This window comes from Streptomyces sp. NPDC043746 (assembly GCF_056436485.1).
Genome location: NZ_JBWKCM010000006.1, coordinates 110525 through 122892, shown reverse-complemented (window position 1 = coordinate 122892; position 12368 = coordinate 110525). Strand labels below are relative to the sequence as shown.

13 protein-coding genes and 1 pseudogene are annotated in these 12368 nt (G+C 73.5%); all 14 read right to left on the bottom strand.

The genetic code is table 11. The features are described from left to right. Window positions 1-87: 87 nt before the first annotated feature. The gene (locus tag AC0682_RS09245; protein ID WP_478531891.1) at window positions 88-831 is read right to left on the bottom strand and encodes an FYVE zinc finger domain-containing protein; all 744 of its coding nucleotides are present in this window, start codon (window positions 829-831) and stop codon (window positions 88-90) included. 148 nt (window positions 832-979) lie between these two features. After that, a complete protein-coding gene (locus tag AC0682_RS09240; protein ID WP_018487623.1) occupies window positions 980-1174 on the bottom strand; it encodes a hypothetical protein in 195 nt (64 codons plus the stop codon). Between the two features lie 117 nt (window positions 1175-1291). Next, a pseudogene (locus AC0682_RS09235) lies at window positions 1292-1429 on the bottom strand (hypothetical protein); the annotation flags it as partial. A gap of 14 nt (window positions 1430-1443) precedes the next feature. Beyond that, complete coding sequence (locus tag AC0682_RS09230) at window positions 1444-2124, bottom strand: ABC transporter ATP-binding protein (RefSeq protein WP_478531889.1); 681 nt, start codon at window positions 2122-2124, stop codon at window positions 1444-1446. Then, a complete protein-coding gene (locus tag AC0682_RS09225) occupies window positions 2117-3052 on the bottom strand; it encodes an oligopeptide/dipeptide ABC transporter ATP-binding protein (protein WP_478532057.1) in 936 nt (311 codons plus the stop codon). The genes AC0682_RS09230 and AC0682_RS09225 overlap by 8 nt, the downstream gene beginning before the upstream one ends. A 128-nt stretch (window positions 3053-3180) precedes the next feature. Continuing rightward, window positions 3181-4041: an ABC transporter permease gene (locus AC0682_RS09220; RefSeq protein ID WP_478531888.1), complete on the bottom strand. Its 861-nt coding sequence runs from the start codon at window positions 4039-4041 to the stop codon at window positions 3181-3183. Further along, complete coding sequence (locus AC0682_RS09215; protein WP_478531887.1) at window positions 4034-4999, bottom strand: ABC transporter permease; 966 nt, start codon at window positions 4997-4999, stop codon at window positions 4034-4036. The genes AC0682_RS09220 and AC0682_RS09215 overlap by 8 nt, the downstream gene beginning before the upstream one ends. A 23-nt stretch (window positions 5000-5022) precedes the next feature. Next, window positions 5023-6639 (bottom strand): ABC transporter substrate-binding protein, encoded by a 1617-nt coding sequence (locus AC0682_RS09210; RefSeq protein ID WP_478531886.1) that lies wholly within the window; start codon window positions 6637-6639, stop codon window positions 5023-5025. Window positions 6640-6797: 158 nt separating this feature from the next. Further along, window positions 6798-7313, bottom strand: coding sequence for a hypothetical protein (locus AC0682_RS09205; protein ID WP_478531885.1), 516 nt, complete (start codon window positions 7311-7313; stop codon window positions 6798-6800). A gap of 162 nt (window positions 7314-7475) precedes the next feature. Then, window positions 7476-8603, bottom strand: a complete 1128-nt coding sequence (locus tag AC0682_RS09200; RefSeq protein ID WP_478531884.1) for an acyl-CoA dehydrogenase family protein — start codon at window positions 8601-8603, stop codon at window positions 7476-7478. Then, entirely contained in the window at window positions 8600-9790 is a 1191-nt protein-coding gene (locus AC0682_RS09195; RefSeq protein WP_478531883.1) for an acyl-CoA dehydrogenase family protein, read from the bottom strand. Before AC0682_RS09195 ends, AC0682_RS09200 begins: the two co-directional genes overlap by 4 nt. After that, the gene (locus AC0682_RS09190) at window positions 9787-10752 is read right to left on the bottom strand and encodes an NADPH:quinone oxidoreductase family protein (protein WP_478531882.1); all 966 of its coding nucleotides are present in this window, start codon (window positions 10750-10752) and stop codon (window positions 9787-9789) included. The genes AC0682_RS09195 and AC0682_RS09190 overlap by 4 nt, the downstream gene beginning before the upstream one ends. A gap of 137 nt (window positions 10753-10889) precedes the next feature. After that, window positions 10890-11489, bottom strand: coding sequence for a helix-turn-helix domain-containing protein (locus AC0682_RS09185; RefSeq protein ID WP_478531881.1), 600 nt, complete (start codon window positions 11487-11489; stop codon window positions 10890-10892). Window positions 11490-11550: 61 nt separating this feature from the next. Further along, entirely contained in the window at window positions 11551-12285 is a 735-nt protein-coding gene (locus tag AC0682_RS09180; RefSeq protein ID WP_478531879.1) for a PIG-L deacetylase family protein, read from the bottom strand. Window positions 12286-12368 lie beyond the last annotated feature (83 nt).

Genomic DNA, 12368 nt, shown 5'->3' with positions numbered 1-12368 from the left:
CGCGACACACGGGCGGGGCGACGCCCCGGGGAACACGCCGAGGAGCGCACCGGACGGGCGGGCGGCGGCTTCGGGCCCGGGGCCCTCTCAGCGCGTCGGGGGCTTGCGGTGGGTGCGGTTCTCCACCATCGCCCGGCGGATCCGGGCCGCCGCCGCACGGGCGTGGTCCGGGTCGGCGGTGTGGCCGGCGACCGAGGTGACGAACCGGTGCAGCGGCTGTCGGCAGCGCGTGCAGGGGGCGTCGGTGGTGGTGAGGTGGCCGTCCTCGCACTCGGGGTCGGGGCAGGAGCCGGGCATCAGCAGTTGCTCGGCGATGTCCTGGGCGCTCCAGCGGCGGCGGCCGTCCTCGTCGCGCTCGTTGAGGGCGTGGGACCAGCGCTGGTTCCAGCGGCGTTCGATGCGCTCACGCAGGAGACCGGCGGTGCGCTTGCGTTCCAGCTCCTGGTGGATCAGGTCGTGGACGGTGCTCGGGATCCGGCCGCCGAGGGCCTGGACGAGCTGATGCGGCAGGGCCTGGAGGACATAGCCTCTGGGGTTGCTCTTGGCGTTCTCCCTCCAGCGGTCGCAGCCGCAGCCGCCGTCGGGCCGCCTGGGGGCGTTGCAGCGGCCGCAGAGGCCTCGGCACTCGGCGCAGAGCCCTCCGTCGAGCCCGTCCAGGTGGGGCGCGGGGGCCCGGCCGCACGCCTGGCAGCAGGCGGCGCACGGCCCGCAGAGCCGCTCGTTGCCCGCCTGGGTGGTCCAGACACGCATCTGGCACCGGCAGCAGAGGACGGTGTTGCAGTGCTCGTGGTGGGCGGCGCCCGAGTGCCGGCCGGAGGACGGAAAGGACATCCGCCCATTGTGCTCGATCGCCGGGCGCCGTGCGTACGGTCCGGGGCCCGTGCCCCCCGGGGCCGGGTCGCCCGGGGCCGGGTCGCCCGGGGCCGGGTCGCCCGGGGCCGGGTCGCCCGGGGGTCACGGCCCCTGACCCGGGCCCGGCTCAGGGGTGCAGGCCGCTGACCAGGTTGGCGGTGGCGCCGATCCCGTCGTGGATGGTCGGCGCCATGCTCGTACTGGCCAGGAGGAAGCCCAGCAGGGCACAGACGATCGCGTGCGAGAGCTTCAACCCGCCGTTGCGGAGGAAGATCACCGCCAGGATCGTCAGCAGCAGCACCAGTGAGATCGAAATGACCACGGCCAACCTCCTCCGCCGCGCCTGATTTGCGGCATTCGGCCGCCAGTGTGGCGCAGCGGGGCGGCCGTTCGGCGCACTGGCGTGTCCGCCGAACGGGTACTTCGCGGCTGTGCGGTGTTACGGGAGGCGGGACGCGCCCGCACGGGCACGGAGGAAGCGCTCGAGTCCGGCCGGGTCGTCGGTGTTGAGGTGGTCGGCCCCGGCGGCCAGGAGTTCGCTCCAGACGGCCTCCCGGGCGGGCCCCGGCTGGTCGGGGGGCCGGTCAACGATCATGGAACGGGGAGGGTGCGCTCCGGCTCCGCCCGGGCGCCCCAGCGGACCGTCCGGTCGCACCAGCGCTCCAGAAGCACCCGGTCGTGGCCCACGGCCAGCAGTGCGGCGCCGGACCGGGTCCGGTAGGCCTCCACCACCGCGACCAGGGCTGCGGTCGTGGAGGCGTCGAGCATCGCGGTCATCTCGTCGCAGATGAGCAGCCTCGGCCGCAGCACCAGCGCCCGGGCCAGGCAGGCGCGTTGGAGCTGGCCGTCGCTCACCGCGTGCGGGCGGCGCTCCAGCAGTTCGGTGGAGAGGCCGACCAGGGAGGCCAGCTCCGCCACCCGCTCGGGGACCTCACGGCGGCGGCCGGTGGCGCGGAGCGGCTGGGCGATGACTTCGCGGAGGCTGAGGCGGGGATCGGCGGAGAGCCGGGGCTGCTGGAAGACGACGCCCACGGTGGTCCGCTGGTCCCGCGGGGCGCGGTGGCGCCAGCCGCGTACGACCGTGCCGTCCAGGGTCACGGTTCCGGCGTCCGGGCGGTGCAGGAGAGCGGCCACCCTGGCCAGGGTGGACTTGCCGCAGCCGCTGGGGCCGAGCAGTCCCACCGCCTCGCCGTGGCCGACGCTCAGGGAGACATCGCGGACGACGGGGTCGCGGCGGTCGTAGCCGGCGGTGATGCCGGTCAGCTCAAGCATCGGCGGCCTCCTTCACGAGGGAATGCGTACGGCCGGTCAGCCCGTGGTGGCAGGCGAGCCGGTCCTCGAAGGCCGGGCGCTCGGCGGTGCAGCGGGCGTCCGCGCGGGCGCACCGGGCGGCGAAGGCGCAGCCGTCGGGAAGAGCTCCGAGTTCGGGCGGCATGCCGGGGATCGGGGCGAAGTCCCGTTCTGGCAGGGCGGCCAGCAGCCCCTCGGCGTACGGGTGGCGGGGGCCGGGGACGCCGAAGAACGGCCCGGCGTCGGAGATCTCCACGATCCGGCCCGCGTACATCACCGCGACCCGGTCCGCGATCCGCTCGGCCGCCGCCAGGTCGTGGGTGATGATCAGCAGCGCCCGGCCCTCGTCGGTGTGGCGGCGCAGCTCGTCCACGGTCCGCTCGACGAGGTCCCGGTCCAGGCCCGTGGTGGGCTCGTCCGCCAGCAGCAGCGGGGCGTCCCCGATCAGGGCGAGGGCGGTGGCCGCGCGCTGGGCGAGGCCGCCGGAGAGTTCGTGCGGGTAGCGGTCCAGGTGGTCGGCCGGGAACGAGGCCCGGGCGGCGGCCTTCTCCGCCGCTTCCCGGGCGGCTGCGGCCCCCCGCACCCCGGTCAGCTCGCGGAGGGTCTCCTCCAGCTGGGCGCGGACGGTGCGCACGGGCGTGAGATGGGCGGCGGGGCTCTGCGGTACGAGGCCGATGCGCCGCCCCCGTACCGTGCGGGCGAGGGTGCGCTCACCTGCCGTCAGCAGGTCGATCTCCCCGCCGAGCACCGCGCTGCCGGTGGTCTGCGCGTTGGCCGGGAGCAGGCCGAGCAGCGCGGAGGCCAGAACGGATTTGCCGCAGCCGCTCTCCCCGACCAGAGCCAGGCACTCCCCCGGGGCGACGGAGAACCGGGCGTCGGTGACGGCCGCGATGTCCCGCCCGCCGCGCATCCGGAAACGTACGGAGAGGTCCCGGACATCCAGAACGGCGGACTCGGGGATGTCCGTGGTCCCAGTAACCTCAGGGGTCTCCAAGGCCCCGGGGATTCCAGAAGCCCCGGGCGTCTCGCGGTCGGCGGTCACAGCATCAGCTCCGATTTCCGGCGCGGGTTGATCCGGTCCCGCCAGGCTCCGGCCAGCCCCGCCAGGGCGAGGGTCGGGATGATCAGGAAGAGGCCGGGGAAGAGCGTGGGCCACCAGTCCCCGGCGAGCAGCGAACCGCGCGCGGACTGGACGAGGTTGCCCAGGCTCGCCTGGTGGGCGGGGAGGCCGAGGCCGAGGAAGGAGAGCGCGGACTCGTGCCACATGGCGTGCGGGACCATGAGGACCGCCGCGAGCCCGGCCTGCGGCAGCACCCCGGGCAGCAGATGGCGGACGATGACCCGGCCCCGGGACGCACCGCCGGAGACGGCCGCGTCGATGAAGGGGCGCGAGCGCAGCGAGAGCACCTCGGAGCGGACGATCCGGGCGGTGGAGATCCAGTGGGTGAGGGCCACCGAGACGATGACCGGCCAGACACCGGGCCGGAACATGGCGACGATGAAGATGCCGAGCAGCAGATGCGGGATGGAGGACAGGGTGTCGACGACCCGCATCGCGATCCGGTCCGGCCAGCCGCCGAACGCCCCGGCGAGCGCGCCGATCGCCGTGCCGACGACGGTGGCGGTGAGGGCGGCGACCAGGCCGACGAGCAGCGAGACCCGGAGCCCGTAGACACAGCGCAGCAGCAGGTCGCGGCCGACGTCGTCGGTGCCGAAGGGGTGCGCCCAGGACGGCGGGTGGAGCTTGTTGGAGAGGTCGACGGCCTGCTCGTCGAGCTGGGCGAGCGGCGGCACGACCAGCACGGCGAGCGCGACGGCGACGACGACGGTCACGGAGGTGACCACCCGGATGCGGCGGGTGGTGCGGCCCGGCAGCGGGGCGGGCGCGGTCTCAGCCATCGAAGGCCACCCGGGGGTCGGCGAGCCCGTAGAGCAGGTCGGAGAGGAGGTTGCCGAGCAGGACGGCGGCGGTGGCCAGCACCGTGAGCGCGGCCAGCAGGGAGAAGTCCACCGAGGTGGCGGCCTCCACGGTGGCGGCGGCGATGCCGGGCCAGCTGAAGACGGTCTCGATGAGGAGCGCCCCGGTGATGAGTTCGGGGACGCGGGAGCCGATCAGGGTGAGCATGGGGAGCATCCCGGAGCGCAGGCCGTGGCCGAGGAGCACCGTGCGCTCGTTCAGTCCGCGGGCGCGTGCCCCGCGTACGGGGTCTTCCGCGAGGGCGTCGACGACCCCCTGGCGTACGTACAGGAAGAACCACGGCAGCTGGGAGATGCCGAGGACGGCCGCGGGCAGCACCAGGTGGGAGGCGACCTGGCCGAAGGTGACCACGTCGCTGCCCGCGTCGGTGAGTCCGCCGGCCGGGAGGACGCCCAGCTTCAGGGCGAAGAGCCAGATGGCGAGAAGGCCGAGCCAGAAGGCGGGGGCCGCTTCCAGCGTGTACGCGGCGGAGCTGACGGCCCGGTCGAGCCAGCCGCCGGGCCTGCGGGCGGCGAGGACACCGAGCGCGGTGCCGAGCAGGATCGCGATGACGAAGGCGGAGGTGGCGAGCAGGGCGGACCAGCCCATGCGCTCGACGATCACGTCGGCCACCGGCTGGCGCATCACGCTGGAGTCCCCGAGGTCGCCCTGGAGGGCCGAGGTCAGCCAGTTCCACCAGCGGGCGACGAGCGGCTGGTCCACACCGAGGTTGGCCCGGAGCTGGTCCAGGTTCTCCTGCGATGCGGTCAGCCCCGCGGTACCCGCGTACGCCTTGACCTGGTCGAAGGGGGACGCGGCCGCGACGGCGAAGACGCCGAAGGTGACGGTGAGGAGGACCGGGACGGCGAACAGGGCCCGCCGTCCCGCCATCCGTGCCATCGGCCCCCAGGGGAGGCGGGGCTTCACTTCTTCGTGTCTCCGGTGGCCTCGGTCTTCCACTTCTCGACGTTCCACCAGGGGCCGGAGGCCAGGCCGTGGTCGTGCGGCTCGACCTGGGTGGTGAGGGGGCCGAAGCGGTCGTCGACGACGTAGAGGTGGTCGATGTGGGTGAGGAAGGTGTAGCCCGGGTTCTTCACCAGCTCGCGCTGGACGGTGTCGTACGCCTTCTTCCGCTCGGCCTTGTCCCCGCTCTTGCGGCCGGCTTCGATCGCCGCGTCGACGGCCTTGTTGTCGTACCAGGCCATGTTGTTGAAGCCGTCGCCCGCGAGGGAGGACTTCAGCAGGGTGTACTGGTCGAAGTCGGGGTCGGCCGGGGAGCCGCCGCCCGCGAGCACGGCGTCGTGCTTCATCCGGGGCTCGATGACCTCCCAGGTCCCGGCCTCGGTGCGGATGTCGATGCCCGCCTTCTTGGCGTCGGAGGCGTAGGCGAGGGCGTGCTCCTGGCGGAGCTTGTCACCGCTGAGGTACCAGAGCGGGAAGGTGGCCCGTACCCCGTCCTTCACCCGGATGCCGTCCTTGCCCGGCTTCCAGCCGGCCTCGTCCAGGATCTTCCGGGCGGCGGCGAGGTCGTGGGTGCGCTCGGTGCCCCGGGTGAACCACTCGCTGTCGGTGGGGACAGGGCCGTAGGCGGGCTTTCCGCTGCCGTTGAGAATGGCGTCGACCATCGCCTGCCGGTCCACCGCCACGTCGAGGGCGCGGCGGACGGCGGTGTCACCGGCGACCTTGTTGTGGGTGGGCAGGGTCACCGTGCGGTAGTCGTAGCTGCTCGCCGCGTACGTCTTCTTGCCCTTGTCGCTCGCGAAGCCCTTGGCCAGGTTGGGCGGCAGGATCGCGCCGTCCAGGTCGCCGGAGCGCAGCCGGGTGGCGCGCACGTCGTCGTCCTTGATGATCGCCATGGTGAACTTCTTCACCTCGGGTGCGCCGCCCCAGTAGTGGGGGTTGGCGGTGAAGCTGAGCTTCTCGCCCTTGGACCAGTTGGTGAGGACGTACGGCCCGGTGCCGATGGGCCGGGTGGTGAAGGCCCCAGTGTTGACGTCCTGCTCGCCCGCGATGTGCTGGGGCGCGATGGGCAGGACGGTGCGCTGGGCGAAGGGCGCGTAGGGGTACTTGAGCGTGAAGACGACCGTGTCCTCGCCCTGGGCCGTGACGTCCTTGACGGCGTCCAGCTCGGTGCGGGAGGGGTTGTTGGTCTTGGCGTCCAGGATCGTCCGGTAGGTGAAGACGACGTCCTTGGCGCCGAACGGCTTGCCGTCGCTGAACTTCACGCCCTGGCGCAGCTTGTACGTGTAGGTCAGCCCGTCGGGGCTCACCTCGGGAAGCGCGGTGGCGAGGGCCGGCTGGAGCTTCATGTCGGCGTCCAGCGTGAGCAGCCCGTCGAAGATCTTCGAGTTGCCGTCCTTGCCGTAGCCGAGCAGGGGGCTCAGGCTGTCGGGCTCGTAGGCGATGCCGACCACGGCCGAGGTGGTCGCGGTCCCGGAGCCGCTGCCGGGGCCCTCCGGGTCGGAGCAGGACGCCGCGGTCAGGGACAGGGCGGTCACCAGCGTGGCGGCGACCGCCCCGCGTATCGATCGGGCCGTCATACTCTGCACATCCCTGTTCAAGATCGACTGTTTTTGCGAACAGCATGCAATTAAACAGGATGTAAAAGGCCCTGGTACACCCCGCCCCGCCCGTCGGGGCGGGGTGTACCAGGGCCGGTACGACAGGGGACGGGCGCTCGGGGAGCCGCCTCGCCCGCCTACAGCGAAGCGTCGGCCAGGTCGATGGTGAGCACGTCGTCGTCCCTCGTCAGGTGGTCGATCGTGATCGACCCGGCCGCGCCCGCATAGGCTTCCGTCCCTCCGGTGACCGCGAAGACGTGGGACCACGGCTGGGCGTTCACCGGGGACTCGGTCACGGCGGGGAGCGGCCGCTCGAAGGCCGTGGCCGCCGTGATCAGGCCGTCGTCGAGGCTCAGGACCAGCGTCGCCAGGACGAAGGAGCCGTCCAGCCCCACGGCGACAGGCAGGCAGTGCGCGTTCTCGGTGCCCACGCTGTCGCCCTGCGCGTCCGTCAGGTCGTAGCGGACGAAGTACGGGACGCCGGCCGTGAGGACGTCCGGGATGTTCGCGCCCGTGCGCCTGCCGGTCAGGACGATCCGGCGGGCCTCCCTGTGCTCCGCGTGGGCCACCCCGCCCGCCCCGGCGACCAGCCCCCCGGTGATGGTCGCCGCCGAGGTCAGCCGCAGAACCCTCCTGCGATCCATGTCCGTCATCGCCTGCCTCACACCCTTGTCGGTCGTCTGCCCGAGCGCGCTCGCGCCCCAGGGACCAACGCCCACCGGGGCGGAACGCATCGCCCCGCAGGCGCACACCACCGCAATGGACGAGCGCACCGATGTGCCCGAAGGCGAGCGTGCGCTATGGCGGGACAGCCCTTACGGAGCCGGCAGCTCCGCCAGTTCCGCGACGGCCTCGCGGTGGCTGCCCGACGAGCCGTACGCGATGGAGTCCGCCTTGGCGCGCTTGAGGTACAGGTGCGCCGGGTGCTCCCACGTCATGCCGATCCCGCCGTGGAGCTGGACGCACTCCTCGGCCGCGTGGACCGCCACACCCGAGCAGTACGCCTGCGCCACCGCGACGGCGAGCGGGGCGTCGGGGCTGCCGGTGGCCAGCGCGTCGGCGGCGTTGCGGGCGGCGGCGCGCGCCGAGACGACCTCCAGCCAGAGCTGGGCCATCCGGTGCTTGAGTGCCTGGAACGAGCCCACGGGCCGGTTGAACTGGTGCCGTTCGCGGGTGTACCGCACGGTCTCGGCCAGACACCACTCCGCGATCCCGAGCTGTTCGGAGGCGAGCAGCCCCGCCCCGGCGAGCAGCCCGCGCCGTACGGCGGTGGCACTGGCCTCCGGCGCGGCCAGCAGGGTGCCGGTCGCGCCGGAGAGGGTGACGGCGGCGAGGGGGCGGGTGAGGTCGAGCGGTACGAGGGGTTCCACCGCCGCTCCGGGGGCCGTGGCGTCGACCGCGTACAGCCCTTCGGCGGTCGGGACCAGCAGCACGTCGGCCACGGCCGCGTCCGCGATGCCCCGGACCGTACCGTCGAGCGCGGCGAGGGCAGCCGCCGCGCCTGCGGGCGGGGTGGCGAAGGGGACGGCGAGGACGGCAGTACGGGTGCCGGAGGCCAGCTCGCCCAGGAGCGCGGCGGCCGGTCCGCCGTCCCCGGCGAGGGCGAGCAGGGTCTCGGTGGCCACGACGGAGCTGGTCAGATAGGGGGCCGGGGCCACGCTGCGGCCCAGCTCCTCCAGGACCACGGCGGCCTCCCGGTGGGACGCGCCCTGGCCGCCGAGCTTCTCGGGGACGAGGAGTCCGGCGGCGCCGATGCCGGTGGCCAGGGCCTCCCAGAGCCGGGGGTCGTACGGTGTGCCCGCCTCGGTGGCCGCGATCACCGTGGGCGCGTCGGCCCGGTCGGCGAGGAGGGCCCGTACGGCCGCGCGCAGGTCCTCCTCGTCCTGGGAGTAGAGGAGGCCGGGGGCGGCGGCGTGGGGCAGGGGATCGGTGGGCGCGGTCATCGGCTCAGGTCCTTCCAGGCGACGTCCTTGTCGCTACGGGGTTCGGCGGGCAGCCCGAGGACGCGTTCGGCCACGATGTTCAGCAGGACCTCGCTGGTGCCGCCCTCGATGGAGTTGCCCTTGGAGCGGAGGTAGCGGTAGCCCGCGTCCCGCCCGGTGAAGTCGACCAGCTCCGGGCGGCGCATGGTCCAGTCCCCGTACAGCAGCCCTTCGTCACCGAGCAGTTCGACCTCCAGGCCGCTGATCTGCTGGTTGAGGCGGGCGAAGGCGAGCTTCATGCCGGATCCCTCAGGGCCGGGCTGCCCGGCGACGAGCTGCTGGCGCAGCCGCTCCCCGGTGAGCCGGGCGACCTCGGCCTCCACCCAGAGGGTGAGCAGGCGTTGGTGGATGTCGTGGGTGCGCAGTTCGGGGCGGTCACGCCAGGTCCGGGAGACCGGGCCGATCATGCCGCCCTCGCGCGGGATGCGGGAGCCGCCGATGGAGACGCGCTCGTTCATCAGCGTGGTCTGGGCGACCTTCCACCCCTCGCCGACCGGGCCGAGACGACGGCTGTCGGGGATGCGTACACCGGAGAGGAAGACCTCGTTGAACTCGGCCTCCCCGGTGATCTGGCGCAGCGGCCGGACGTCCACACCCGGGTCGGTCATGTCGCAGATGAAGTAGCTGATGCCCCGGTGCTTGGGGAGGTCCGGGTCGGTGCGGGCGATGAGGATCGCCCAGCGGGCCACATGGGCGCTGGACGTCCAGACCTTCTGCCCGTCGACCACCCAGTCGTCGCCGTCGCGGACGGCGCGGGTGGCGAGCGCCGCGAGGTCGGAACCGGCGCCGGGCTCGCTGAAGAGCTGGCACCAGACCTCCTCCCCCACCCACAGCGGGCGCAGGAAGCGCTGCTTCTGCTCGTCGGTGCCGAAGCCGAGGACGGTGGGCGCGGCCATGCCGAGGCCGATGCCGATGCGGCGCGGGTCGTTGTCCGGCGCGTCGGCGGCGGCGAGTTCGGCGTCCACGACCTGCTGGAGGGAGCGGGGCGCGTCCAGGCCGCCGAGGCCCACGGGGTAGTGGACCCAGGCGAGACCCGCGTCGAAACGGGCCTTCAGGAAGTCCGTACGGTCGGTCGTGGCAGGCGGGTGCGCGGCGAGCAGCTCATGGGTGCGGCGGCGGAGTTCGGCGGCGTCGGCGGCGGGGCTCATCGGGCACCTCCGGGCAGGACGACGATCCGGCCGGTGCTGGTGCCGTCGGCGACGCGCTGCACGGCGTCGGCGGCCCCGGCCATCGCGACGCGCTCACTGACCAGCGGCTTCACGATGCCCTGCGCGGCCAGCTCGGTGAGTTCGTCGTGACAGGCGCGGACGGCGGCCGGGTCATGGGTGTTGTAGAGGCCCCAGTGCAGCCCGACGATCGCGTAGTTCTTCACCAGGGCGTGGTTGAGCGCCGGGGCGGGGATGGTGCCGCTGGCGAAGCCCACGACGAGGACACGGCCCTCGAAGGCGATGCACTTGACGGACTTGGCATAGGCGTCGCCGCCGACCGGGTCGTAGACGACGTCGGCGCCGCGCCCGCCGGTGGCCTCCTTGACGGCTGCCACGATGTCCTCGCTCCGCCGGTCGACGACCAGGTCACAGCCCAGTTCGCGGGCGACGGCCGCCTTCTCCGGTCCGCCGACGACCCCGATGACGGTGGCGCCCGCCGCCTTGCCGAGCTGGACGGCGGCGCTGCCGACCCCGCCCGCCGCCGCGTGGACGAGCAGGGTCTCTCCGGGCTGGAGGCGGGCGCGGCGGTGGAGGCCGAACCAGCCGGTCTGGTAGCCGATGTGGAGAGCGGCCGCTTCGGCGTCGTCCAGGGCGTCGGGGGCGGGCAGCAGGGCCGCCTCGTCCGCGACGACGTACTCGGCGAAACCGCCGTACGGCAGGGCGGGGGTGGCGAGGACGCGCCGCCCGTCCTCCGTGGTGCCGCACACCTCGACGCCCGGTGTGAACGGCAGCGGCGGCCGCACCTGGTACTGCCCCCGGCAGAGCAGGGCGTCCGGGAAGTTGACGTCGGCCGCGCTCACCCGGACGAGCACCTGCCCGTCACCGGGGGTGGGCCGGTCCGTCTCCTCCAGGCTCATCACCTCGCCCGGCTCGCCGTTCCGGTGCACTCGCCATGCCTGCATGAGGGGGCCTCCACAACACTGTCGGCACTTGTCGGCATCAACCGCTGCCGCTGTCGGCACTATCACTGCCGCTGGGCATACTAAGCGGTCGCTTGCCGCGCTGGGAACACCCCTGCACCCCCGAGGCGCGGGCCCTCTCACCCCCGCTTCGGCTTCGCCCGTACGTGCATCCGCTCCCCCTGCGGCCCGAAGAGGCTCAGGAACTCCACCGGCTTGTCCTCCGCGGGACCGAACCAGTGCGGCAGCCGGGTGTCGAACTCGGCGGCCTCCCCGGGCTCCAGCACGAGATCGTGCTCGGCCAGCAGCAGCCGCAGCTTCCCCGAGAGCACGAACAGCCACTCGTACCCCTCGTGCGTCCGCTGCTCCGGCTCCTCGCCGTTCCCCGCCTCCTGCACCATCTTGTACGCCTGGAGCCCGCCGGGCCGGGCGGTCAGCGGCACCATCGTCCGCCCGTGCCGCACGATCGGCTTGGCCCGCACCCGGGGGTCCCCGACGGGCGGGGCGCCCACCAGATCGTCGAGCGGGACCTCATGGGCCCGGGCGATCGGGAGCAGCAGCTCCAGGCTGGGGCGACGGCCGCCGGACTCCAGCCGGGAGAGCGTGGAGACGGAGATTCCGGTGGCGGCGGAGAGCGCGGAGAGAGTGACCCCGCGGTCCTTGCGCAGGCGGCGCAGCCGGGGGCCGACCCCGGTGAGCACGGCGTCGAGTTCGGGGTCGTCCCGGTCGTGTTCCTTCATGGGGCCATTGCAGAATCGGCAACCGGTTTTGTCAATCCCGGCCTGTGGCCGGACCGCCCGCTCAGTGGCCGAAGACCTCGAAGGGGACGGCCGGACGGCCGCCGAACCGGTCGGCCTCGGCGCGCACCATGCCCTCCAGGAAGGACCGGCAGTACTTCTCCGGCGCCTCCTCGGTCAGCGCCTCGATGTAGGTGCGGTGTTCGAGCAGCGACCGCACCGACCGCTCGAACCCGGGCGTCGCGTCCACGGCGTGCGTGGGCCGGTCACTGCCCGCCACGGCGCTCCAGCGCACCCCGGACCACGGCTCCAGCCCCGCTTCGGTCAGCTCCGGGAAGATCCACCGGTTGCCCGCGTCGGCCACCGCGTCCAGGGTGGCACGGCCGACCGCCCGGTGGTCGGGGGTGTTCCAGGCGACACCGCCCCAGGTGTCGCGGTGGTTGAGCGTGACGACGAGTTCGGGGCGGTGGCGGCGGATGGCGGCGGCGATGTCGCGGCGCAGCCCGATGCCGTACTCGATCACCCCGTCCCGGTGGTCGAGGAACTCGACCGTACGGACTCCGACGACGGCGGCGCTCGCCCTCTGCTCCCGCTCGCGCAGCGGGGCGCACTCCTCGGGCGGCAGGTCGTCGATCCCGGCCTCGCCCCGGCTGGCGAGGAGGTAGACGACCTCACGGCCGCCGTCGGTCCACGCGGCCACGGCGGCGGCCGCGCCGTACTCCAGGTCGTCGGGGTGGGCCGCCACCGCGAGGGCTCGGCTCCAGTCGGTGGGCAGGGGGGCGAGTGGCTGCTGCGTCATACCGGCAGGCTACCGACGATCACCTGCGGTGGCCGTGAGCGGCGGGTTTCCGGGTACGAGGGGAATGCGGGCGCGCCGCACGG